Genomic DNA, 24,481 nt, shown 5'->3' on the forward strand with positions numbered 1-24,481 from the left:
TAACCAGAAGTGAGACCTTAGGGCTAATTTAATAGCTACTTGCTCTTAAAAATGATGCGATAACTAGGATCTATAAAAGCTAAAAAAGGTGATAAAAAGCACAGTAGTTTTTTAACTGCAAAAAATAAACCCAGCATAAAATACTGAGTTTATCAAAACACCTCTCTAAATTATTATAATGATTGCAAACCAAACTGTTTGATTTTATCTAAAAGATCTCTATGGCGGGGCAGCATCTTTTGCAGATGATTTGTAATCTCTTTTCTTTGATTTATCATAGCTAAAGACGTTTTACATACTGGGAGCCTATCATTTTTTAGTTTGGTTTTAAAACCCATACCATAAAGTACAAATAAAAAATTCTCCAAAAAAAACACTTCAAAATGGCTAAAAAAGTCATCACTTATTGGAATGTAGCTTTCCCATAATGCCAGTTTCTCCTGTAATGACATCGGTATAGTTGCGCTTTTTTTATTATCTACCCAAAATTCTGAATCTGTACGATCAGATATACAATAATGAAGTTTAATGAAATCAACTACTCGATCCCACGCATATACCATAGAGTGATTAAAACGCTTCTCTAATTGCGCAAGCTGCGCTGTTGAACTAGGGAAACGCTGTGCTAGTATTTCAGCCGAAAAATCAGTCAACAAAATCGACGTTGCCTCAAGTGGCTCTAAAAAGCCTTGTGCTAAACCTAATGCAACACAGTTTTTATGCCAAAACTTTTCTCGGTAACCGATCTTCATTGGGATAGTACGATATGTTAGATTTTGTTTACTTTCACCTAAGTAGTTATCAAGTTTTTCTTCTGCCTCCTCATCACTCATATGACTACTTGAGTAAACCAAACCGACACCGCGTCTACTAGATAAAGCAATATCCCATATCCAACCAGCTTGGTGGGCGGTTGCAACTGTGTAAGGAGGGATCTCTGCATCTGCTGCTGTAGGCACTTGGACTACTAACGCTCGGTTGACTAGTAGAGTTTTAGAAACATCTTTAAAAGGTACCTTTAGTGCCTTATTGATCAATATTGAATCAAATCCTGAGCAATCAATATAGAAATCAAATTCAAGTTCACCTTGACTATCTGTAGTCAGTGAAAAAATACTCCCATCTTCTGATAAATTTACACCCGTAATATTAGCAAGTAAATGTTTTACAAAATACTTACTTTTAGCGTTGCTTGCTAATAGTTTTGCAAACTTCGCAGCATTGAGGTGGTATGCATAAGCTAAATCACCTTGATATTCAGGTGTAGTGATTGATTTTGGAGCTAAACCTTCCTCACATATCTTATGTTGTGACGATAACATCTCTGCATAGCAACATACGTCTTTTTTCTCAGACAACCAATGTGATGTTAAAAGATTAGCTTCATTTCGTAAGGGAACATCAAATAAATGATGGAAAAAATTATTTTCTCCATGTTCTTTTTTATCCATCCAATTAACAAATTTAATTGATTGCTTAAATGTAGCATCGCACTCGCGGATAAAATCAGTTTCACTAATACCAAAACTAAGCAGCGTCTTTTTTATATCTGGGACTGTGCCTTCTCCAACACCGATAGGAGGCACATCAGGTGACTCAATTAATGTTATCGAGATATCATCTTTATTACATAGTGCTTTACCTAAATGGTTTGCAGCCAACCACCCTGCGGTACCACCACCAATAATAGCAACCTTTTTAATATCCATAAGCCCTCAACAATACTGTTTTTTACTAATACAAATTTTATTAAAAACGTGACCATTCCAACTAATTTAGTGCAGCTGGTATAATAGACAATCTTTGAATCAAAAAGCCCAGCAATTGCTGGGCTTTTATTAAAAGGTTTATCTAAATCATATTAAAAACGAACGGCAACACCCATTTTATATGTTGCTTCACCTTCAAAGCTCCATGCAGGGAAACCACCTTCTAAATCGTCAGAAGGCGCTGAGCCATATTGATAAACACCTGTTTGCAAGCTATCCTCTTTTAAGATATTTGCAGCTTCAAATGTAACATCAAGGTAGTCTGTTGCAGACCAAGTAGCACTGAAGTCTAATGTCCCAAAATCTTTATGAGTACGGTTTAAGTACCAACCTGGGGCTTCACGCATGATGTATTCTGAACGCCAGTTATATGCAAGACGTGCCGAGAAGAAATCATTTTCATAGAAACCAACAGTGTTAACTGTATGCTCTGATGAATCAGAAAAAACGTTATTCCCATCAGGATAGTTCTCGCCTGGCGAAGTTGCATCAGCATAAGTATAATTTACACTATAACCAAAGCCATTATCAAAGGCATCTTGAATTTGTAGCTCAATACCTTCGATAGAACCACCACTAACATTTGTTGATTGACTTACCGACCAACAATCTGCTTGTTCTGTACCACATGGGCTTGATTCAGGCGTACTTTTATAAATTGGTATTTCAAGACCAATTTGTTGATTGTTAGCATCACGTGTTGAAATAAATGAGCTAACATCTTTCATGAAATAACCAATACTAACCATACCGTCTTCACTGAAGTACCATTCTACTGAAATATCAGCTTGGAAAGCTTTAAATGGCTTAAGTGCAACATTACCAGTACTCGCGACTTGAGTATTTGGTTGTGTGCTATCAAAGTTAGACAGTGAAGTTGTCGCAAACATATCAGAGTAATTAGGACGAGAAATTACTTGTGCTGCTGAAGTACGTAAGATTACATCTTCTGACAAATCTAGTACTACATTCACGCTTGGTAATAGTTCGTTATAGCTTGCAGTATCAGTTGAAAGCGTTGTCCCGTACTCACCCTTTGAATTAAAAGCATAATAGTCTGAAGATGCGTCTGTTGATATATAACGTAAACCTAAGTTACCTCTAATACCATCAGAACTGAAATCAGCCATTGCGTATAATGCAAAGTTTTCTTCTTCAACAGTTCCATACGCATCTTTTTTCTCTGTATAGTGATCTGTTGCTGCAAGCGAGTCAGAAAGAATTAGTTCTCCATTCGCTTCTGGAATAGTAAAGCCCGCACCTGATGAAACAACTCCAGGGAAATATTCACTTGCTGCTCTAAAAGTGCTTTCATGATTATAATCATCGGCTAGCTGCCCTTTAAAACCTTGCTTTTTAACTGAGTGATCAGCATAACGTAAACCTGTTTTGATGGCAGTAATCACACCAAAGTCAACTGGAATATCAAAATCTAAATTTACATACGTTTCTTCATCTGAATTTGGTGAGTCGCCTAAAGCCCAAGTCTGAATACCAATCATTGAAGGCAGGATACTCGAATCGTAATTTTTATTTACAACATCAAATTTCGCTTGGTCTCCAGTCATATCCCAAGTACCAACTTGCCCATCGAAATTATTTGTATATTCACCAACTAGTGCGGTTCTGGCGCCACCTTCAGATTTTGTATTACCTACACGACCTGAAAAAGTAAAACTATCAGCTTCATATTTCCAGTCTAGGTCAACTGTTTTTGAATCCATTGAGGCTTCACGAGCCCAAGTTTGAAAATAACCAGCACCAAAATCTGGATAAGCGTATGCATACTTAGTACCAGCATTACCATTGGCGTAACTAACTCCTGTGTTGTTTGCTTCTCTTACAATACAGTTGTCATTTGTAGGATCGACCTTAACGCACGAGTCATCACCTGGAAACATGATAATCTGACCATTAGCGTTGTTTGCATTTAAGTCTAAAGACATTAAATTTAAACCAAACTCTAATTGATCAGTAGGACGATACTGTAGAGCAACATTCAATGCTTTACGATCACGATCTTGCTGGAATGTTGTTGGAGCCATACCACCACTCCAGTTTCTTGATGTTTCTACACCATTACGTTGGTATTCAGTAGCTGAATAAGCACCAGAAACTAACACACCAAATGATTCACTATCATTTTTCCAGCTGTATAAACCAGAAACTTCAGGATTAAGCTCTTCAGCGGTTGTACCGTAAGCACCTTTAACACTTGCGAAGACAGAGTTAGAATCTAAATCTAATGGCTTACGTGACTTAACAATAACTGTACCGCCAATACCGCCTTCTACAAGATTTGCTTGTGATGATTTATAAACTTCTAAACCACCTACCATTTCTGAAGGCAACATTGCGTAGTTGAAACTACGGTCAATCGCTTGTTGGTCATACCAACCAGTTGATGCAACTGTATGGCCATTTAGTAGTGTGCGAGTTAATTGAGAAGATGCACCACGAATAGATACTTGTTGGCCTTGACCAAATTGGCGAGAAACAGTAACACCAGGTATACGAGCTAATGACTCACCCACGTCACCATCTGGAAATTTACCAACGTCTTCAGCTGATACCACATCAACAACCGCATCAGAGAAGCGCTTACCATTAATTGAAGCTTTCAATGAACCACGAATACCACGCACTTCGATTACTTCAACACCTTCTTTAACTTGCGCTTCATCTGCGAATGCAGCACCAGTGAATCCGGCACTCATTACAAGACCGATATTTACTGCTAATAAGCTTTTTTTAAAATTTTTAGCTAACACAGGATTCCCCTTGAATCATTTTGTTGGTTTTTTATTTATCACTTCTGCCCAGTGATGATGACAGCGTTGTCATCTAGTAACAAACCATACACTCTAAATTACAATTGTGCTACATCTTTTTGGTGAGTTTTTGAAAAAAAAGCAACCTAAAAAACATAACCAATTGAAAATAAATAAATTTAAAATAGAGTATTTATGATTTGTTACATTTTAACGTGACAAATATACCATGATTAAGTTCAAAAAGAGAAAATATATGGAGTGATTTAAGGTAATAAACAAGGAAAAACTGACTAAAGTGTAAAAAAAACGTTCCATTTTGATGTGCTTTAACACACAAAATGAAACATCAACTAACTAGTTGGAAGGGTGTAACTGTGTCTTTCATTCAAAAAGTCCACTGCTTCATGGTTATATGATAAATAGTTAGATTAGGGCAAATAAAATAACTCAAGGGGCGCAAATAATTATCACTACCAATGACAGCGTTGTCATTTTTAAATTATAGGTTCCTATTCGACTTATGTCTACCTTTATTTCCACAAAAAATACAACCTTTTGTTGGTCCTTTTCTGCAATTGTCTTTTCGTTATACTCAAGAGGCTTATAGGCGTTAACATAACGATACTTTATCCAATTTAAGGACACTTATCTGGTTGAATCTAAATAAAACCTCAGCATTAAAGCTGTTAATTACAGCTCAGTGGGTATGGCTACTTGATATTTACTAATTGGACAGTTGTTCGGCTGTTGTTAAAACTTTAGAGTAGTATCGAATAATTAAATAAAAACACCTACAAGAACGGTTATCCATTGTAGTTAATTTAAATAATTCAGAAACACTTTGGGTTTTCTACAAAGAAAAGAACTGTAACGCTAAAATAGAAAAGCAGACCTGCGGGTCTGCTTTTTAATAATTAATCTAGCTCAGGCTAATATACCCAAGCCACCTCAAGATGCAGAATTCAGCGTTTTGCGGTGGCTTGGGTAATACAGCAAGTTAAGGGGCCCAATAAACTTCAATATTAATTGTTGGGTGATTTAAAATAGCGCGAAGTGGCATATCATTAACATCACCACCTGCTTTCGCGGCTTTATACACTGCTAGTTTCTCTTCACCACTAATCAAAAGTTTAACAACTTTCGATTGTGCAATTGCTGATAACGTTAAAGTCATGCGCTGTGTAATATCACCTGTCACATCACTTTTTATGGCATTAATTGCACACACTAATTGTGGAGTTTCCAGGCCATTTTGCAAACCATCTGCATGTGGAAACAATGATGCGGTGTGGCCATCCGGCCCCATTCCTAAAATAGTTACATCAAATGGGCGTTTCAGTTGTTGGTATGCCGCTTCACATTTTGCGATGCCCTGCTCAGCAGTTACTGCGCTATTTTTCATAGTCACGAAGTTAGCTGCTGCCCCATGGTTTTGTAATAAAGTGCTTTTTATAAACACTTCATTGCTTTTGTCATGTTCTGTATCAACCCAACGCTCATCAACCATAGCAACATCAATATTTTTCCAATCTAGTTCTAGGTTTGATAAGTGCTTATAAGCAGGAGCAGGTGATGAGCCCCCTGATACCATAAGCACAGCACGTCCATCAGCCTCAATTCCGCTGATCAAACTTTGTTCAAGCGTTGCTGAGAGCTCTGCTGTTAATGCATCTTTTGAATCAAAAAATTTCTCTACAATAGTCGCCATTACTTACGCCTTATCGCCAGTGTTAAACCAAACATGATTTTTTTCAGCTAATAATTCATCAGCATCATCAGGCCCCCAACTACCTGCACGGTATAATGATGGATTCCCTTTTTCTTGCCAACGCTCAACAATAGGATCAATCCACTTCCAGGCTTGACGAACTTCATCACGGTGAATGAATAGCGATGGGTTATTGGCTGCAGCATCAAGCATTAAACGTTTGTACGCATCAGAATGAAAACCATTACTATAAGCTTGTGAAAGCTCAATGTTCATCGTTACCGGCTCTAATTGCATCTCTAAGTTATCAAGACGTTTCGACATCAAAGTTAGCTGAATAGTCTCTTCTGGCTGCAAACGAATAACCAATCGATTTGGTTCAATTTTGCCAACATTATCACCGTATACATTATGTGATACTTTTTTGTATTCAACCACAATCTCGGCACAACGCTTTGCCATACGTTTACCTGTACGCAGGTAAAATGGCACACCAGCCCAACGCCAATTATCAATATGCGCACGAATGGCAACGAAAGTTTCTGTTTTACTTGAACCTTCATTTAGCTCTTCTAAGTAACCTGGGACAATTTTTCCATCCAAGTCACCTGGGACATATTGGCCACGAACAATATTGTCATCTACATCCGTAGACATCAGTGGTCGTAATGACTCTAATACTTTTAGCTTTTCAGTACGGATACTATTCGCATTAAGTTTATTTGGTGACTCCATAGCCACTAAGCATAGTAATTGTAATAAGTGATTTTGCACCATATCACGCAAAGCGCCGGCTTTATCATAAAACCCTGCACGGCTTTCAAGGCCAACGGTCTCTGATAAGCTAATTTGGATATTATCAATTGATTTAGCATCCCACATATTTTCAAATAATGAATTTGAAAAACGCAGTGCCATTAAGTTTTGTACTGTTTCTTTACCGAGATAATGATCGATGCGGAAAATTTGATCTTCTTTAAAAAATTCAGCAATTTTTGCGTTGATCTCTTCTGCTGAATTACCGCAATATCCGATTGGCTTTTCAACAACTACACGAGACGTCTCAGTGATCAGACCTTTACTTGATAGTATTTCACAGCAGCTACCATACACAGCAGGTGGAAGTGATAGATAAAATACACGTGATTTACTTTCATCGTGCTCATCTAGTATCGCTTTTAACTTATCCCAGTCATCATCCGCTTCTGTAACGTTTGTTACGACTGGTACTAAGCACGCTGAAAATGCTTTCCAGTCTTTAGCATTAAACTCGCCTTTGCTCAAAAATTCTTTTAGCGCTTCGTGCGCTGTCTCTATATATTCTGCACGTTTACTTTCTTCACGAACGGTCGGTAAAATACGCGAACCTTGTGGTAAGTTGCCTTCTTGATATGCGCGATACATTGCAGGTAGTAATTTGCGCAATGCAAGATCACCGCCGCCCCCAAAAATTACAATATCAAAAGGATTTAGCATAATTGACTCTCTACGTTTGCTATGCCCTGTTGTCGACTGCTCATTTAACAGTTCAGGCATACATTCTGTTGTTTAGGTGATGTCAGCTTTTAGCATCATATTCGAGAAAAAGCCTGTTGAATTCGCTTGTTATTATAGCTGTTATAAAATGAGTCTTAGGGGCTCTGTATATCCTCTCACAAATATACAGGCCCTAAGAACTCCAGCGCTACCCGTTCAAAGGTATTTGGTTGCACAGTTGTGAACTGTGCGAATTTTCTACTGTGTTCGATGTTGCTTGTAATACGCCATTAAGCCATTTGTCGAACTATCATGTGGATGATTAATATGATCATCAAGTAACTCGGCTTCAATTTTTGAGGCTAGGCCTTTACCGAGTTCAACACCCCATTGATCAAAAGAACAAACATTTAATATGATGCCTTGGCAAAAAATCTTATGCTCGTATAAGGCTATCAATCGGCCAACCGCTTTAGCATCTACTTTATCTAATAACATCGATGTCGATGGACGATTACCTTGATGTATCTTGTGGTTTAATAACTGTGCTATTTCGGCTTCTGATTTACCTTTTGCGGTTAAATCTGAATGCACTTGTTGTGCATCAACACCCATCATCAACGCTTCTGTTTGAGCGAAGAAGTTAGATAATAATATATCATGGTGCTCGCCAACACTTACTTGAGGCTCTACAGATGCAATAAAATCAGCTGGGACAACGACGTTACCTTGATGCAAACATTGATAAAAAGCATGTTGGCCATTTATCCCTGTCATACCCCATATAATTGGCACAGTCGTGTATGCAACTTTGTTACCTTCAAAATTTACATGTTTACCATTACTTTCCATTTCACCTTGCTGCAAATATGCAGGCAACATATGTAACGCCTGATCATAAGGTAATATAGCCTGCGACTCATAGCCTAAAAAGCTGGTATTCCATACGCTCAGTAACGCCATGAGTAAGGGGATATTTTCTTCGAATGCTGCGCTCTGAAAGTGTTCATCAATTTCAAACGCACCTTCTAGTATTGCTTCAAATGCATCAAAGCCTAAATATAACGCAATGGGTAATCCTATCGCACTCCATAATGAAAAGCGACCGCCTACCCAATCCCACATAGTGAATACGTTTTCATTGGCAATACCAAATGCAGCGGTTTTCTCTAAATTTGTGCTTACTGCGACAAAATGCTTGGCTATTGCTTGTTTATCATTGGCTGAATCTAAAAACCATTCAACGGCCGTTTTGGCGTTGGTCATCGTTTCTGATGTTGTAAATGTTTTAGATGATATTACAAACAATGTGGTTTCTGGATCGATGTTTTTAAGCACTGAAGCAATTTGTACACCATCAACATTTGAAATGTAATGTACTTTTAAGGTGTCATCAGCGTAGCTTTTTAAGGCTTCAGTAGCCATTTGAGGCCCAAGGTTTGAACCACCTACGCCAATACTCACTACATCTTTAACTGTTTTGCCTGTATAACCCAACCACTGTCCGTTGCGAACTTTTTCAACGAACAACTTAATTTTATGTAGTTCAGCATTGACAACTGAACTGACATTTTCATCATCTATAATTAATGATGATTCTGCACGATTGCGCAGTGCCGTATGAAGGACTGCACGACCTTCGGTAATATTGATTTTTTCACCGCTGAACATTTTTTCGCGCCAGCGAGTAATGTCGCACTCTTTTGCAAGTGTAATAAGCTGTTCAAAAACATTGTTATCAATTTGTTGTTTTGAATAATCAAACAAAACACCTGGGATTTGAGTTGAAAATTGCTCGAACCGTGTGCTGTCTTTAGCAAATAAATCTTTAAGATGTGTTTCTTTCATCTTATTTGCACTTAACTTTAATGCTTGCCAACTAGCTAACTGTGAACGACAACTCATATTTAACATCCCCTTAAACTTGCAACAATCTGATTTATAACTATCTTTATATAGAAAGACTAGAATGATAGTGTATTAACCTACAAAGTAAGTTAACGATAAGTTAAAATGACAACGCTGTCAATATTCTACTTTTAAATTTTACAATCGAGATAATAACGTACTTTTACTCTTTTGACACCGGTATCATATAATTTATCTCAATTATTTTACTGCTCTTTTCTACTAACTTTAGATACACTAACTGGTTCTGATGAAGAATTGATGACGCGTACTAGTATAAATACGCGATCTGCTTTCTTCTCGCGTTCATGACAACATTAAAACAACAACCTAATAAGCAACTGTATGAAAGTAACTATAAATGATGTAGCAAAACTCGCGGGGGTTTCAATGAAAACCGTATCGCGAGTAATTAATAAAGAACCTTCTGTTCGTAAAAAAACCTTCGATATAGTCATGGATGCTGTCAAAGAACTTAATTATCAGCCTAACCTAGCAGCAAGAAACCTAGCGGGTACTTCGTCGTTTACTGTCGGGTTAGTTTATGACAACCCTAATGCTTACTATGTAATTGATATGCAAAATGGTGTACTTTCACGTTGTAAAGAAGAAGGGTATGAATTAGTTATCCATCCATGCAGCTACACAGATTCTCAAATGGAAGAAGAGTTTATTACGATGATCAAACGTTCTCGTTTGGCAGGGCTCGTACTTACACCACCGCTTTCTGAGCATAGTAAAATTACCAATTTATTAGATGAATTAAAAATTCATTATGTGCGCGTTCTTTCAGGTCGCCCTACGGATGATGATCAAGATACCTGTATCTATGTAAACGATTATAAAGCAGCTTATGAAATTACGACACATCTTCTAAAGCATGGCCATACAAACATCGGTTTTATCTGTGGTGATAAAGAACATAAGTCAACCAGTGAACGCCTTGAAGGCTATAAAGCAGCACTCGTCGATTTTGATACGCCGCTCAATGCTGCTTTTTTATATGACGGAAAATATTCTTTTGAATCTGGGGTCGAGGGTGCTAAAGCATTACTTAAAGACAATAATGAATTAGCAATTACTGCTATCTTAGGCGGCAATGATGAAGTGGCCGCTGGCGCGCTCTTTGCTTCTCGTCTAATGGGGATTCAAATCCCGGAGCAACTATCTATCACAGGATTTGAGGATTCGCCATTCTCACGTCAAACTTGGCCAAAGCTCACCACTGCGCATCAAGCAAATGATGTTATTTCGCAGCACGCAGCGCGTTTATTGTTTACTAAAACGCGTGGCGCACGTAATCAAGATAAAGAAATTATTACCTCATTTACACCGTCAATCGTGATCCGTGAAAGCTCTGGACCAAAACAATAAACCTTCACTACTATAATTAAGACGCTTTTAAGCGTCTTAATTATTAACACTTTGCTATTTTATAGCAATGCCATCCCACCGCTGAGATTATAAACATCCGTAAAACCAAGCTGAGATAAGTTAGTGGCGGCTTGCTTTGAACGATTACCGCTGCGACACAGTAAGATATATTTACCTCGTGGGTTTAATTGCCCGTCAACTAACGCGTTTGCCATCCTGCTTAGCGGTATATTCATCACTCGCGCAGGCTTGATTGAAAACAATTGAGGAATATTATTTGCACCATGTTCGTACGGTTCACGAGTATCAATTAAGGTTACATCATTTGTAGCTAACATGTCTTTTGCTTGTGCCGCATTTAGTTCATACGCAGTACTATGTTGCAAACTATCAGCATACCCACACAAGGTTGCAAATTTCGATAAGTTAGATTCATCGCTGTGACTTTTTTTACTAGCAAACTCAGCATCACTTAATTCATTAACTAACAATGCATGCAATAGCGGTGTTTGCTGTTGCTGAACTTGCCAATTAATCGCAAAACATTGTTGATAATCATGACCAGAACACATTACCGTCGCATTATCTAAACGTTGTGATAATTGGCGTAAAGAGTACGCCATTACTAAGGCATCGCCACCATCTATTGCGGTATTACCAAGTCCCGCAGGTAACAGTAAATCACCGCAAAAACAAAAACGTACTTGCTTAGATTGATTACATCGCAATAAATAACTAACACTATCTACACTGTGCCCTGGTGTCGCGACTCGTTCAATTGTGCACTCAGGTAATTCTATGGCAGTTTGATGCACAGGCCACCCTAGCTGATGTTCAGCCTCAAGGCTGAATCTCAGCGCTTGTGCGAGTAAGGTTATTGCACCACTGCGCTCTTGGTGGGCATGGGTATCTAAAATAGCTGCCACCGTTAAATTTTGTGTATGGACTATTTTTTCAAGACGTGGAATAAGCTCAATAATAGGATCAATAATGACCGCTTGCTTGTCTTGGCTAACGTAAAGCCAGCAACACGCTCCTTGATGTCTAAATTGTGTTAGCCCTAATGCACATGCTTCTTGCAACGGGAATGCTGAATCAGAAACCACTAAACAGTTGGCCTCAAGAATCGGTTTTAATGATCGAATTCTCTCACACGCAAGATCAATTTCAGCCGCCGTTGTGGCTGGGCCAAATGATAAGCGAATTGCGTTTTCACTGCGCCAATCACTTACCCCCATAGCATCTAACACAAAACTACGATTTGCACCAGAGCTGCACGCGGAGCCACCACTAATACGGATCCCTGCGGCATCAAATAAATCCATAATTTCTTTACTCGTGAGCTCGTCAATGGAAAAGTTTAACGTCGTTGGCACCGACAATTCAAAAGCATGATTAAAGGTTAAGTTACCAAAGGTATCCACCAATGCCTGATGCAGCTGTTTACGATAACTATTTAAAACCTCGATAGATTTAAATGTATTGTCTGCTTTGTCGAGCAATAACGAAAAAAGTTTATTGAGTCCGGCGATCCCCGGTAAGTTTTCTGTACCCGAGCGCATTCCACTTTCTTGTCCGCCACCAGCAATAAAAGGTGTATATGCACTGCCTTGGCGAATGTATAACACGCCAATTCCTTTGGGAGCATACAGTTTATGGCCTGAAAAAGGTGCATAGTCAATCGTTGTATCACTCAGTGCTAAGGCGGTTTTACCTAGAGCTTGGACACAATCGACCATCCAAGCGACTTCTGTATTGTGAGCACGTATCACTGCTTCAATTGCGCTTAAATCTTGATAAACGCCTGTTTCATTGTTAACGGCCATAGTACAAATCATCAGTGCATCACTGGCGTATTGTGCAATAAAATCTAAATCTAAAATCCCCTCACTCGATACCGGGATTGCCAGCAAAGTGGCGTTAATACCCAAAACAGCATTCCAATGCAATAAGGTATTTGGTACCGCTTTATGTTCTGTAGCCCCATACAGTAAAACAGGGTTTTTCTTAGTATGCTGTTTAGCCGCTATTAGGGTAGATACAACGGCCGTTTGAATACCTTCCGTTGCCCCTGACGTAAATAATATATCACCTAGCTGAGCACCTATAACATCACGCGCTTTTTGCCGTGTTTGCTCTAATAAGTGTTTAGCTTGAATACCAGTGATGTGTGAGGATGAGGGGTTACCAAAACAAATTTGCATAGTGTGTGAGACGACTTCTGCTATGCACGGAAGTACCGGCGTCGTTGCGTTTGCATCAAGGTAAATTTGTGACGATGAGTCAGTAGGTAATAATAAGTCAGACATTAAAAACGCACCATATTACTAAAAGATATATCTTATAACCCATTCTACCTAAAATTAATGGGCCGCGTAAGAATCAATTAGTTAGTCAAGTGCGTTTTCTATGCTATTTAAGACTAAAGCTGATTAGTTTTTTCGCTCTCTTGGTCTTCATATTTAGTTGACCATGCATTGAGCAACGCTTTTACCAACGATGCTAATGGAATAGCAAAAAACACGCCCCAAAAACCCCATAACCCACCAAAAAATAATACGGCTACAATAATAAACACCGGATTTAAATCAACAGCCTCAGAGAACAACAATGGCACTAAAACATTACCATCAAGTGCCTGTATGATGCCGTACACAATAAGTATAGTCCAAAAGTGGGTTTCTAAACCAAATTGAAATAACGCAACAGCAGCGACAGGAATAGTCACAAGTGCAGCTCCCACAAACGGGATCAACACAGAAAAACCCACCAATACACCTAGTAATGCTGCATAACGTAAATCAAAAATAGTGAATGCAACAAACGATACCGAACCAACTATAAGAATTTCAAATACCTTACCGCGAATATAATTCATGATTTGCTGGTTCATTTCATGCCAAACCTGCAAAATTAAACGGCGCTGTTTGGGGATTAATTTTTCTGCACTTTTAACTAGCTCAAGCTTATCTTTGAGCATAAAAAAGACCAATAGTGGCACCAAGATTAAATAAATAAGCCAAGCAACAACATCTTTTAATGACGTCAGCGAAAAAGAGAGCAGCACTTGCCCAAAATCGATTGCTTTTGCTTCAACACTTGTTACAACTGATTTGACCTGTTCTTCGCTTATTAAACTTGGGTATTGCTGTGGTAAATGAAGCAAAAATGACTTTCCTTGCTCAATCATATGCGGCGTTTCTTGTACCAAGTTACTTGTTTGTTGCCAAAGTACAGGACCAATACCAATGATCAGAGTTAGCATAAGGCCCGTAAATATGAGCATTACAATAACCGTGGCCGTAAAGCGACGTAAGCCAAGTCGTTCTAAATATGCAGCTGGCCAATCAAGTAAATAGGCAATTACCAATGCCACTAACACCGGAACAATAAATGCGCCAAAAAAATAAAACATCGCCATTAAAGCGATTAATAAAAATAACAAGGTAACAGAGTGTGGATCTGAGAACTTCCTTTCGTACCACGTTTTTACATATTCAAACACAATTTGGCTCCACGATTAACAACCCATGCTGTTGTTCTAATTTATATTGATAATTATTTTTCTGTAAAAACCGTTCAATATCTTGAATCGGTTGTTGTTCCAATATTCTAAATTCAATAGTTTGCTGAGCTAATAATGCCTGCCGTAACCCTAATTTAAACTGAATAAATTGCTGCGGGCATTTAAATACACGTAAATCCTGCTTTAACATAGTGAATAATTATACCTGCTGAAATAAACAATTAGTCCCATAACTTAAGTAACCACACGCCTTATACCATAGCTGACAATAACAAAAGTAACTTTTCCTTAAAACAAACATCACAATGGTTTATCCTTATAGCATAGTTTGTAGTAAGGATAGGTTAATGCCTGGCACGCATAATAAAGCGCAACTACCCAGTAATCCAACTCTCAAAGAGATTAACTGGTATAAAAAACAAATAAACTGGGGAGAGCTTCCCCCTTTTTATCATCTTGTGGCATCCTCGGTGAGTGAGGCGGAAGGTATTCTTGAACACGGCTTTGACAATGCGGTGAAAAGGTTAATTGATAAACGTAATTGGAATATCGATTTACTCGATGGCCATGAGGACTCTGTTGGCGAAATTCACTGCGACAAAAAACCTCGAATTGCATTACATCAAGTATTCACAGATCGTGGTTTTGAATTATGGGCATTACCCTATGCTAAAGATGTGACCATTGATCAATATGTCAAAGACAATCGTTTTATGGAATTTAATGTATGGGATCCCCATTCAATGAAAAACCTGATCCGCATTAACCAGTTACATAAATTTATTGGTTTTTATTTTGAGCGTGGTGACAAAGCCGATAAAGCCGTCATCCTTCATGCGCATAAGGTAGTCCATAAAATTATTAATTTTTTACAACGAGAATTGAACGTAGTAAAGCTTGATGGAGTCACAATAAAAGAGTTATACCAATTATGCGAAAAAGACAGTCGCGCATGCAGTGATGAAATTGATATTGCTAAACTCATGCTCGGTGAAAATCTTAACAAGGAATAAAATGCAGCTAAAATCAGTCTTTATTACACTATTCAGTGCCTTTTTAACGTTTAGTATCCTGATCAGTGAACCATTAAAGGCGCAAACCAGCTTTAAACTTCCTGATCTTGGCACATCAGCGCTGCAAGCTTTACCGCTTGAAAAAGAACAAGCAATCGGTGCAGTAATGATGATGCAAATTCGTGGTTCATCACCGGTAGTAAGTGATCCCGTTTTAGATGAATACTTAACAACAATTGGCCGTAAATTAGTTGCCAGTGCCAGTGATGTACGTTTTCCATTTTCATTTTTTTGGATAAATAACCCCGAAATAAATGCCTTTGCTTTTTATGGTGGTCATGTCGGGGTACATACAGGTTTAATAGCACAATCAGATAACGAAAGTCAGTTTGCATCTGTACTTGGCCACGAAATAGCCCACGTAACCCAACGCCATCTAGCACGTCGGATCCAGCAACAACAAGATAATAGTGCCCTAACAATAGCGGGGATGATCGCTGGTATTCTTGCAACTGTCGTGTCTCCTGATGCTGGCCTAGCGATTATTTCAGCCAATCAAACACAAGCGGCCTTCAGCCAATTGACTCATAGCCGCTCAGCCGAGCAAGAAGCCGATCGTATTGGTATGCAAACGCTAAATAATGCGGGATTTGACCCTTACGCCTCAAGTGAGTTTTTAACTAAGCTCGCAGCACAAATTCGTTACAAATATAAACCCCCAGCCTTTTTACTTACACACCCCTTACCTGAAAGTCGGGTGTCTGATGTACGCCTACGAGCCCAACAATTTGATAAACGTCAATTACCTGATAGCTTAAACTTCAACCTTGCAAAAAGCCGCGCTATTGCCCGCTATCAATATGAACCTGTTGCAGCTGAAAACTTATTTAGAAAACTGCTTCGTGAAAACAGTTTTTATAATACTGCCGCACTTAATTATGGTTTAGGTATTAGTTTGCTCGATCAAAAAAAGCTTGCTGAAGCTGCACCAATTTTAAATGAGTTACTAGCCAGCGATCCAAAGAATTTATTTTACATTGATACGTATACTGACTTACTTATTGCACAAGAAAAAGCGGCTGATGCCGTTAAATATTTAGCACCGCTGCATCAAAATCGTCCTAATAACCAAGTAATCACACTAAATTATGCCAATGCCGCAATAGAAGCTAAGCAATATGATGTTGCCGAACGAATATTAAAGTCATTTTTATTAGAAAAACCAAATCATAACTTAGGTAAGCAATTAATCACTGACACATTTAAAAAACAAGACAATTTAGCCGCTTACCATGAAGCAAATGCCGACGTATATGTTCAATATGGTGCTTATTTGAAAGCTGCTGACGAAGTCCAAAAAGCATTAAATTTTGTAAAACCTGAAGAATTAAATAAGCAGCAGCGTCTCAAAGCATTACTTACGCAATACCGACAAATGCAAAAAGAACTCGCGAGGCTTTAAGTCTCGCGCCGCTTACCTTAAAATAGCCCTACTTTATCTCATTGGATTGTTACTATGCCTGTTACTATTTTTCATAATCCGCGTTGTTCAAAATCGCGTGAAACACTTGCTCTACTTGAACAAAAATCGATTCAACCAGATATTATTGAATACCTTAAAACTCCATTAAGCCAAGAGCAGATCTGCATTTTGATTAAACAGTTAGGTTTTTCTTCTGTACGTGAACTAATGCGCACCAAAGAAGATATTTATAAAGAACTTAACCTTAAAGATGAGCTAAATGAAGATACTCTAATTGCCGCTATGGTTGCGCACCCAAAATTAATTGAGCGCCCTATTGTCGTCAATAACGATAAAGCGGCGATTGGTCGTCCACCAGAACATGTACTAAGCATACTTTAATGAGTGTAACCATTGTTGTTTTGTACCACTCAAGCCATGGCTCTGTCGCAGCAATGGCTCATGAAATTGCTGAGTCCATTGAATCTCAAGGTGGTACAGCATTATTGCGAACATTTGAAGTAAGAGACCCGCACGATATCGTGATCAGTAAAGATGATTTGATTAAGTGCGATGGTCTAGCTTTTGGTACCCCGACTCGATTCGGTATGATGGCCTCACAAGCGAAAGCTTTTTGGGAAACCACCAGCGAATTGTGGTTAAAAGGGCAATTAATTGATAAACCAGCCTGTGTATTTTCATCATCCAGTAGTATGCATGGTGGCAATGAGGCAACGTTGCTCAACTTATCATTACCCTTGTTGCATCATGGTATGATGCTAATGGGCGTGCCTTATGAAGTACCGGAACTGCTTGCAACTCAAACCGGTGGCACTCCTTATGGAGCAACTCATGTTGCTGGTGCTCAAAATAGTGCTCAATTGAGCAAAGATGAAATAAAAATTTGTCAAAGTGTTGGTCAACGCTTAGTCAAAATAACGAGAAAATTACAATGACATCGCAAAGCGATTTAAGTCCTCAAACCATACCTAAAAAAGCGATTACAGTACGCTTTCAACGCACTGCTATTATCGGCTATATTGGCTTATTAGTATTAATGCCTATTTGGTTATTTCTAATTGCACCACGAGAAGGCTATAGCAACGGGTTTATTTTTGTTGTTTATATTTTACCGCTCCTATTACCACTCAAAGGCATTATCCAGGATAAACCCTACACTTATGCATGGGCAAATTTCATTGTCATGCTGTATTTCATTCATGGCCTCACGTTACTGTGGATTGCTCAAGATCAACTGCTATGGGTATTATTAGAATTGCTGTTTGCAAGTATGATGTTTGTAGGCTGCACTTACTACGCACGCCACAGAGGCCAAGAGCTAGGATTGAAAATTAGAAAGCTAAAAGATGAATTAGCACAAGAAAAAGCTGAGCAAGAATACGATCGAAAAAATCAGTAAATATATTTCGAATGCTCTCATTAAAAACGCGCCATTTGGCGCGTTTTTAATTTTAGAAGCTAGGGCGTGTTGACCTTTCGTGATTGATTTTGCAGCAGTCTATTTGGTATTTAGGCAAGGCAGAGCCTATGTCGTGTGGTTGTTCCCCATAAATAGGCGATAACGCAGTATAAATGCCAAACATGCGCTGCCCAAAGGGTTCTTCCTAGGGGTGATTGACTCTTTGTTGCTCGGTTTTTACTTAGCCCGCTAGGTTACAAACCTCGCGCCGCGATTAAATCGCCCCTAGATTGAACAAATTTCAATCCACAAAGGTCAACACGCCCTAGGCAAAAATTTTTATATCTAGTTGTTCTAAATAAAAAATTTTAACGACATTATAGCGTGATTTAATTCGTTAAATTGTTCAAATATTTATGCAGATTGGTATAAGTCCCCACCAAAACCAAATGCTCTAAACCTTATACCAATCGACTTTATTTCAGACATAAAAAAACCCCGACCAATTTGGTCAGGGCTATTAAAAGTGGTACCAGCGGCCGGACTTGAACCGGCACGCCTTTCGGCAGGGGATTTTGAATCCCCCATGTATACCAATTTCATCACGCTGGCATCATTTTTCTTTAACCTTCTAACATGAGAAGATAAAGAAAAACCACTTTAGAGCTAGGACTTATCGAGCCGTCTTCGTCTCTATGCCAAGCATTATACAAACAATAAACACTGCGGCAAGCGTTTTTTACAAAACAACGATCAACCGCTTAACAATTAAGCAACCATTAACATTCAATAAGGCTTGTAACTGTGTTGAGTGTTTGTGTGAGCCTAGTATTTATCAGCCTATTTGCTAAACTAGCCTGCATATTAACTTTGTGAGTGTATTTATGTCTGGTGAGTTTCCTCGTGCGGGGTTTTGGCGCCGCTTTGCTTCATTGATTTACGACTCTTTAGTCGTCATTTCATTATCAATGCTTACAGCGATACTCTATTTTGCGGCTATTCAGGCTTTAATTGCATTGGGTGTTATTGCAAAAACTGACGATCCTGCTGCGTTTATACAAGATTCACCGCTTTTGTATGGTATTAGAAGTGCGTTATTTATTGGCGTTAACGTGGTGTTCTTTGCTTATTTTTGGACTAAAAGTGGTCAAACAATTGGGATGCGTGCATGGCGTTTAAAAGTTCAAACACGTGATGGCGCGTTAATAAGTTGGCCACAAGCCGTTATTCGTAGTTTAAGTGCATTACTTGGGCTTGGCACGTTAGTGGTATTAATTGATTTTAAAAATAAACGTGCTCTGCAAGATTACATATCAAAAACAGACATGGTATCGCTAACTAAAGAAGAGAATAAGCGTATTTATCAATCTTTAGATTAAAACTAAGTTACTCAGGAGCTAGGGTTCTAGCTCCTAGCTATCAGTTTCGCTTGTTAAGTAAATACGTCGCAAAGCCAATAAAAATAACACTTGGTAAGGTGGCGCCAACCACCGCAGGAATTTGATACACCATTACCACGGGGCCAAATATTTCATTTGTTAAGTGAAATACAATACCCGTGACAACGCCCATAACAATTCGTGCGCCCATTGTTACTGTTCTAAGCGGACCAAATATAAATGACAGTGCAACTAATAACATCACCGCAATAGAAACCGGCTGCATGATTTTACGCCATAACGCTAATTCATATGTGCTGGTGTCTTGCTCATTTTGCTCTAAATAACTCAAGTAAGACCACAAACCAGTAAACGATAACGACTCAGGTTTTACTGATACTACACCGAGTTTTTCAGCGGTTAATTGTGATTCGTAAAACTCTTCTTTTAGCTGTAGTGTCGTTATTTGCTGCTCGCCAAGCTGCACTTTATTTACATCACGCAGTAGCCAACCATCTTTGCGCCCTACGGCCTGATTAGCTTTTGTTATTTGGGTTAATTGCAATGATTTATCAAAGTGATACATGTTCACGCCATGTAATACGCCATTTTGATCAACATCTTCTATATTAATAAAATTATTGCCATCTTTGGCCCAGACGCCTTGCTGCGCATTAAATACATCTCCACCATAAATCGCTTGGTTACGCATTTCTTTAGCTTTAAGTTGTGCAGCCGGTGCGCCCCACTCACCCAATGCCATCATGCACAGTGCCATAAATATTGCCGTTTTCATCACCGAGACAATAATCTGCAAGCGTGACATACCAGCTGCTTGCATAACCACCAGCTCACTATTCGATGCCAGTGCACCTAAGCCAGTTAAACCACCTATTAATGCGGCCATAGGGAAAAATACCACTAAGTCACCAGGCATGCTGTATAAGGTATATAACAACGCATTGGAAATATCGTAACTACCGCGCCCTACAGACTTAAGCTGCTCAATGAATTTGATGAGCGTGCTAATACCAACCAGTACCATTAAAGCAAAGCCCGTGGTTTGCAAAATGCTACGGCCTAAGTACCAATCAAGCATTTTCATCATGCGCCTAACTCCCGCTTAGTAACAATTGCTTTGAGCCAAGCACCTAAAGGCCGCCCTTTTATAATCAAAAAGCCACCGATAAATAATGCGGTAAAGTGGATCCACCACAGGCCAATTGATGGCGGTATTTTGCCATCCTCTACTGCAAATTTAGCCGCATTAAGTAAAATAAAATACCCTAAATACAAACTGATTGCTGGCACTAACTTAGCAAACTTTCCTTGGCGAGGGTTTACTACACTTAAAGGAACAGCAAGTAAGGTTAATAACGGAATAGAAAGCGGGATAGCCATGCGCCATTGCCATTGTGCTATTGCTTCTGTGGTATTCATAGCCATCAAATCAATAGTTGGTATGGCTTCTAGTTTGCGGCGTTGGTGTTCGATCTCTTGCCCGCGTATTTGTACGCTATAGCCATCGAATTCAGTTAGGTTGAGAGCCGGCGTTTTTCCATCGGTTTCGTAACGTTTACCATCACTGAGCACCAATTGTTGCTCCCCATTTTCTTGTTCAACCACCACACCGCGCTCTGCATACACTAAACGCGCTAAATTATCTTTTTTACTGTCTGGTAGTTGCGCTACAAATACTTTATTTAATTCTTTGCCACCGTTATCAATGTTGTGAATGAATACAACCGCTTTTTCATTACCCGTTTGCTGAAAACGCCCAGCCCGCAGTGCCGATAAACCCGCATCTGCTTTAGCTTGCTCTTTCAGTTGATATTCTTGCTCACTCGCCCATGGCGCGACATACAATGTGAGTACCCCCGCTAATAACGCTAAGACAAAGCTTGAAATTAGCGTAACGCGCACCACATACCATTCGCTTACACCGCACGCTTTAAGTACAGTCATTTCGCTGTCGGCATAAATACGGCTATACGCGAGAATAATCCCTAAAAAGATACTCAAAGGTAAGATTAAAGATGCAAGTTGCGGTAGTTTTAATGCAATCATCGACAACACTAACTTGGCAGGAATTCCACCTTCAGAGGCGTCACTTAAAATACCTACAAACTTTTGCGATAAAAAGATAGTCATTAAGGTTAGGAATACGGCGACCTGTGACTTTAAAACTTCAGTGGTCAAATAACGGAAAATTAGCAATGCTCGCCCCTGTTAAACATCGTGTTTCACTTCAATAGTAAGAAAATGTGAGTAAACTTAGCGTTTTACTTCGTTATTATATGTCATCAACATTAAATATCATACCTAGCAGCTCGATATATTGTTGCTTTAGTGGTATTGATAGCGACAAAAGTATAAAGTTCAAATACACATAATGAGTCAGGCTTTATAAGCTAGTATTAAACCAATAACTAGATTTTTATTTTATTGCCCTTATTAAAGGGAGCTATGACTCAAAATTAGGAGTGACAATGGAATTTAGCGTAAAAAGTGGTAGTCCTGAAAAGCAACGTAGCGCATGTATTGTAGTTGGCGTTTATGAGCCACGTCGCTTATCCCCCATTGGTGAGCAACTCGATAAAATCAGCGATGGTTATATCTCTAATTTATTACGTCGTGGTGACCTTGAAGGTAAACCGGGACAAGTATTGTTATTACATCATGTACCTAACGTATTAAGTGAGCGCATACTACTAGTAGGCTGTGGTAAAGAGCGTGAACTTGATGATAAACAATATAAACAAATTATTTCTAAAACCATTAATACCCTTAACGAAACAGGGTCGATGGAAGCAGTTTGCTTTTTAACAGAGCAACACGTTAAAAGTCGTGATACTTATTGGAAAGTACGCCAAGCCGTAGAAACAACGCAAGATTGCCTGTATACGTTTAATCAATTAAAAAGTAAAAAAAGCGACCCTCGTCGCCCACTGCGTAAAATTGTATTTAATGTACCAACCCGTCGTGAGCTCACAATTGGCGAAAGCGCAATTGAACATGGTTTAGCGATTGCAGCAGGTAGTAAGCTTTGTAAAGATGTAGCAAACATGCCACCAAATATCTGTAACCCAGCTTATTTAGGTGAACAAGCACAAGAGCTTGCGACTAACTTTGACAATATCACTGTTGATATTATCGGTGAAGAAAAAATGGCTGAGCTAGGTATGAACTCTTACTTAGCCGTTGGCCGTGGTAGCGATAACGAATCGGTCATGTCGATTATTAATTACCAAGGCGGCGCAAAAGAACAAGCCCCTATTGTACTAGTAGGTAAAGGCTTAACCTTTGACTCTGGTGGTATTTCGCTTAAACCAGGCGAAGGCATGGATGAAATGAAATACGACATGGGTGGCGCTGCTGGTGTTATTGGTGCAATGCGCGCATTAGCACAAATGCAGTTACCGATTAACGTTATTGGTGTTTTAGCTGGCTGTGAAAATATGCCAAGTTCAAATGCTTATCGCCCGGGTGATATTTTAACAACTATGTCAGGGCAAACGGTTGAAGTACTTAATACCGATGCTGAAGGGCGTTTAGTGTTATGTGACGCACTGACGTATGTTGAACGCTTTGAACCTGAAACGGTAATTGATGTTGCGACCTTAACCGGTGCCTGTATTGTTGCACTTGGGGCACATGCAACGGGTTTGCTATCAAACCATAACCCGCTTGCTCATGACTTACTTAAAGCATCTGAGCAAAGTGGCGACCGTGCTTGGCAACTACCGCTGTGGGATGACTATCAAGATCAACTTGAAAGCCCATTTGCTGACTTTACCAATTTGGGCGGACGCGCAGCCGGCACAATTACTGCGGCGTGTTTCTTATCTAAATTTACTAAAAAGTATAACTGGGCGCATTTAGATGTAGCCGGTACAGCATGGCGCAGCGGTAAAAATAAAGGGGCGACAGGCCGTCCGGTCCCTATGCTAACGCAATACTTATTAAATCGTGCTGGTGTAAGCGAAGCCGCACAAGATTAATGAGTTAGTTTAATACCAACATTAAAAAAGGCGCTTTTTAGCGCCTTTTTTATTAAGACCTAACGCAGTGTATTAATTGAAGCAAACCCCGTTCTATGGCAAAATCCCTGCTCTGATTTATGTGTACTAACTCGTATAACATGCAATGCAATGGGAAGTCCCGATACTATGAACATGAACGCCCAGTTTTTCGTTCTAAAGCAACAAGATGAATCGCAAGCGAAGGCTGATGATCACTTTAGCTTAGCTGCTGATATTGCAGCTGAACAGTATCGTCTTGGCCAGCGTGTTTTTATTTTTGTAGATAACGCCGATACTGCCCACGCCATTGATGAAACGATTTGGTCATTTGACCCCGACAGTTTTGTGCCACATAACCTTCAAGGTGAAGGCCCAAAAGGTGGTGCGCCAGTTGAAATAGGCACAACCCCACCGGTTGGAAATCGTAAAGTTTTAATAAACTTGGCTGCACACCTTCCGGATTTTATTCGGCGGTTTAACCAAGTTTTTGATTTTGTACCCGTAGAATCTGTAGCTAAACAAGCCGCCCGTGAGCGCTTTAAAAAGCTACGCCAACTCGGTGCAAACATCACCACGCAAGATATAAATCGCTAAGATGCCCAAGGTAAAATAGCAAACCAACTCATTTAAGTACTTATTTAAGGTTCTGT

19 protein-coding genes and 1 tRNA gene are annotated in these 24,481 nt (G+C 39.2%); 9 read left to right on the top strand and 11 right to left on the bottom strand.

What is annotated here, in order from left to right:
• Nucleotides 1-173 precede the first annotated feature (173 nt).
• The 5 genes from A7967_RS13135 to pgi form a co-directional block, all read right to left on the bottom strand.
• Complete coding sequence (locus tag A7967_RS13135; protein WP_054454181.1) at nt 174-1,709, bottom strand: tryptophan halogenase family protein; 1,536 nt, start codon at nt 1,707-1,709, stop codon at nt 174-176.
• 152 nt (nt 1,710-1,861) lie between these two features.
• On the bottom strand, nt 1,862-4,540 hold the full coding sequence (locus tag A7967_RS13140; protein ID WP_064435779.1) for a TonB-dependent receptor: 2,679 nt from the start codon (nt 4,538-4,540) through the stop codon (nt 1,862-1,864).
• A gap of 1,000 nt (nt 4,541-5,540) precedes the next feature.
• Nucleotides 5,541-6,251 carry a 6-phosphogluconolactonase gene (pgl, locus tag A7967_RS13145; RefSeq protein ID WP_054205469.1) on the bottom strand — a complete coding sequence of 237 codons (711 nt, stop codon included), beginning with the start codon at nt 6,249-6,251 and terminating at the stop codon, nt 5,541-5,543.
• 3 nt (nt 6,252-6,254) lie between these two features.
• Nucleotides 6,255-7,727, bottom strand: coding sequence for a glucose-6-phosphate dehydrogenase (gene zwf / locus A7967_RS13150; RefSeq protein WP_064435801.1), 1,473 nt, complete (start codon nt 7,725-7,727; stop codon nt 6,255-6,257).
• Nucleotides 7,728-7,985: 258 nt separating this feature from the next.
• Nucleotides 7,986-9,632, bottom strand: coding sequence for a glucose-6-phosphate isomerase (pgi, locus tag A7967_RS13155; protein ID WP_054205470.1), 1,647 nt, complete (start codon nt 9,630-9,632; stop codon nt 7,986-7,988).
• 348 nt (nt 9,633-9,980) lie between these two features.
• On the opposite strand from pgi, the gene A7967_RS13160 reads away from it, so the two are divergent.
• Complete coding sequence (locus A7967_RS13160) at nt 9,981-11,009, top strand: LacI family DNA-binding transcriptional regulator (RefSeq protein WP_054205471.1); 1,029 nt, start codon at nt 9,981-9,983, stop codon at nt 11,007-11,009.
• A gap of 59 nt (nt 11,010-11,068) precedes the next feature.
• Here A7967_RS13160 and A7967_RS13165 read toward each other — a convergent pair whose 3' ends face one another.
• From A7967_RS13165 to A7967_RS13175, 3 genes are all read right to left on the bottom strand, one after another.
• The gene (locus A7967_RS13165; protein ID WP_054205472.1) at nt 11,069-13,318 is read right to left on the bottom strand and encodes an aminotransferase class V-fold PLP-dependent enzyme; all 2,250 of its coding nucleotides are present in this window, start codon (nt 13,316-13,318) and stop codon (nt 11,069-11,071) included.
• A gap of 113 nt (nt 13,319-13,431) precedes the next feature.
• Nucleotides 13,432-14,514 carry an AI-2E family transporter gene (locus A7967_RS13170; protein ID WP_064435780.1) on the bottom strand — a complete coding sequence of 361 codons (1,083 nt, stop codon included), beginning with the start codon at nt 14,512-14,514 and terminating at the stop codon, nt 13,432-13,434.
• Entirely contained in the window at nt 14,507-14,725 is a 219-nt protein-coding gene (locus tag A7967_RS13175) for a hypothetical protein (protein ID WP_054205474.1), read from the bottom strand. Before A7967_RS13175 ends, A7967_RS13170 begins: the two co-directional genes overlap by 8 nt.
• Nucleotides 14,726-14,882: 157 nt before the next feature.
• Between A7967_RS13175 and A7967_RS13180 the strand changes: the two genes are divergently transcribed.
• The 5 genes from A7967_RS13180 to A7967_RS13200 are packed head-to-tail and all read left to right on the top strand — an operon-like array spanning nt 14,883 to nt 18,430.
• Nucleotides 14,883-15,548: a hypothetical protein gene (locus tag A7967_RS13180; RefSeq protein WP_064435781.1), complete on the top strand. Its 666-nt coding sequence runs from the start codon at nt 14,883-14,885 to the stop codon at nt 15,546-15,548.
• 1 nt (nt 15,549) lies between these two features.
• Nucleotides 15,550-17,010 carry a beta-barrel assembly-enhancing protease gene (gene bepA, locus A7967_RS13185; protein WP_054205476.1) on the top strand — a complete coding sequence of 487 codons (1,461 nt, stop codon included), beginning with the start codon at nt 15,550-15,552 and terminating at the stop codon, nt 17,008-17,010.
• Between the two features lie 54 nt (nt 17,011-17,064).
• Entirely contained in the window at nt 17,065-17,412 is a 348-nt protein-coding gene (arsC, locus tag A7967_RS13190; RefSeq protein ID WP_054205477.1) for an arsenate reductase (glutaredoxin), read from the top strand.
• Entirely contained in the window at nt 17,412-17,966 is a 555-nt protein-coding gene (wrbA, locus tag A7967_RS13195) for an NAD(P)H:quinone oxidoreductase (protein WP_054205478.1), read from the top strand. The genes arsC and wrbA overlap by 1 nt, the downstream gene beginning before the upstream one ends.
• Nucleotides 17,963-18,430 carry a DUF2069 domain-containing protein gene (locus A7967_RS13200; protein WP_054205479.1) on the top strand — a complete coding sequence of 156 codons (468 nt, stop codon included), beginning with the start codon at nt 17,963-17,965 and terminating at the stop codon, nt 18,428-18,430. Before wrbA ends, A7967_RS13200 begins: the two co-directional genes overlap by 4 nt.
• Nucleotides 18,431-18,957: 527 nt before the next feature.
• Here the strand turns inward: A7967_RS13200 and A7967_RS13205 are convergent.
• Nucleotides 18,958-19,042: transfer RNA gene (locus A7967_RS13205), tRNA-Leu, on the bottom strand.
• Between the two features lie 272 nt (nt 19,043-19,314).
• Between A7967_RS13205 and A7967_RS13210 the strand changes: the two genes are divergently transcribed.
• Nucleotides 19,315-19,809 (top strand): RDD family protein, encoded by a 495-nt coding sequence (locus tag A7967_RS13210; RefSeq protein WP_054203171.1) that lies wholly within the window; start codon nt 19,315-19,317, stop codon nt 19,807-19,809.
• Between the two features lie 40 nt (nt 19,810-19,849).
• On the opposite strand, the gene lptG is transcribed toward A7967_RS13210, so the two are convergent.
• Both lptG and lptF read right to left on the bottom strand, forming a co-directional pair.
• Nucleotides 19,850-20,917: an LPS export ABC transporter permease LptG gene (gene lptG, locus A7967_RS13215; RefSeq protein ID WP_054203170.1), complete on the bottom strand. Its 1,068-nt coding sequence runs from the start codon at nt 20,915-20,917 to the stop codon at nt 19,850-19,852.
• The gene (lptF, locus tag A7967_RS13220; RefSeq protein WP_054203169.1) at nt 20,914-22,026 is read right to left on the bottom strand and encodes an LPS export ABC transporter permease LptF; all 1,113 of its coding nucleotides are present in this window, start codon (nt 22,024-22,026) and stop codon (nt 20,914-20,916) included. Before lptF ends, lptG begins: the two co-directional genes overlap by 4 nt.
• A gap of 272 nt (nt 22,027-22,298) precedes the next feature.
• On the opposite strand from lptF, the gene pepA reads away from it, so the two are divergent.
• Together pepA and A7967_RS13230 are read left to right on the top strand one after the other, a co-directional pair.
• Nucleotides 22,299-23,810, top strand: a complete 1,512-nt coding sequence (gene pepA, locus A7967_RS13225; protein ID WP_054203168.1) for a leucyl aminopeptidase — start codon at nt 22,299-22,301, stop codon at nt 23,808-23,810.
• A 168-nt stretch (nt 23,811-23,978) separates the two neighbouring features.
• Entirely contained in the window at nt 23,979-24,425 is a 447-nt protein-coding gene (locus A7967_RS13230) for a DNA polymerase III subunit chi (RefSeq protein ID WP_054203167.1), read from the top strand.
• The last annotated feature ends 56 nt before the right edge of the window (nt 24,426-24,481 follow it).

Source organism: Pseudoalteromonas neustonica, from assembly GCF_001653135.1.
Classification (GTDB): domain Bacteria; phylum Pseudomonadota; class Gammaproteobacteria; order Enterobacterales; family Alteromonadaceae; genus Pseudoalteromonas; species Pseudoalteromonas neustonica.

Bases quoted from the DNA above. Each gene is read 5' to 3' on its own strand.
- A7967_RS13135 (WP_054454181.1), bottom strand. From the start codon at position 1,709: ATGGATATTAAAAAGGTTGCTATTATTGGTGGTGGTACCGCAGGGTGG.
- pgl (WP_054205469.1), bottom strand. From the start codon at position 6,251: ATGGCGACTATTGTAGAGAAATTTTTTGATTCAAAAGATGCATTAACA.
- zwf (WP_064435801.1), bottom strand. From the start codon at position 7,727: ATGCTAAATCCTTTTGATATTGTAATTTTTGGGGGCGGCGGTGATCTT.
- pgi (WP_054205470.1), bottom strand. From the start codon at position 9,632: ATGAGTTGTCGTTCACAGTTAGCTAGTTGGCAAGCATTAAAGTTAAGT.
- A7967_RS13160 (WP_054205471.1), top strand. From the start codon at position 9,981: ATGAAAGTAACTATAAATGATGTAGCAAAACTCGCGGGGGTTTCAATG.
- A7967_RS13165 (WP_054205472.1), bottom strand. From the start codon at position 13,318: ATGTCTGACTTATTATTACCTACTGACTCATCGTCACAAATTTACCTT.
- A7967_RS13175 (WP_054205474.1), bottom strand. From the start codon at position 14,725: ATGTTAAAGCAGGATTTACGTGTATTTAAATGCCCGCAGCAATTTATT.
- A7967_RS13180 (WP_064435781.1), top strand. From the start codon at position 14,883: ATGCCTGGCACGCATAATAAAGCGCAACTACCCAGTAATCCAACTCTC.
- bepA (WP_054205476.1), top strand. From the start codon at position 15,550: ATGCAGCTAAAATCAGTCTTTATTACACTATTCAGTGCCTTTTTAACG.
- arsC (WP_054205477.1), top strand. From the start codon at position 17,065: ATGCCTGTTACTATTTTTCATAATCCGCGTTGTTCAAAATCGCGTGAA.
- wrbA (WP_054205478.1), top strand. From the start codon at position 17,412: ATGAGTGTAACCATTGTTGTTTTGTACCACTCAAGCCATGGCTCTGTC.
- A7967_RS13200 (WP_054205479.1), top strand. From the start codon at position 17,963: ATGACATCGCAAAGCGATTTAAGTCCTCAAACCATACCTAAAAAAGCG.
- A7967_RS13210 (WP_054203171.1), top strand. From the start codon at position 19,315: ATGTCTGGTGAGTTTCCTCGTGCGGGGTTTTGGCGCCGCTTTGCTTCA.
- lptG (WP_054203170.1), bottom strand. From the start codon at position 20,917: ATGATGAAAATGCTTGATTGGTACTTAGGCCGTAGCATTTTGCAAACC.
- pepA (WP_054203168.1), top strand. From the start codon at position 22,299: ATGGAATTTAGCGTAAAAAGTGGTAGTCCTGAAAAGCAACGTAGCGCA.
- A7967_RS13230 (WP_054203167.1), top strand. From the start codon at position 23,979: ATGAACATGAACGCCCAGTTTTTCGTTCTAAAGCAACAAGATGAATCG.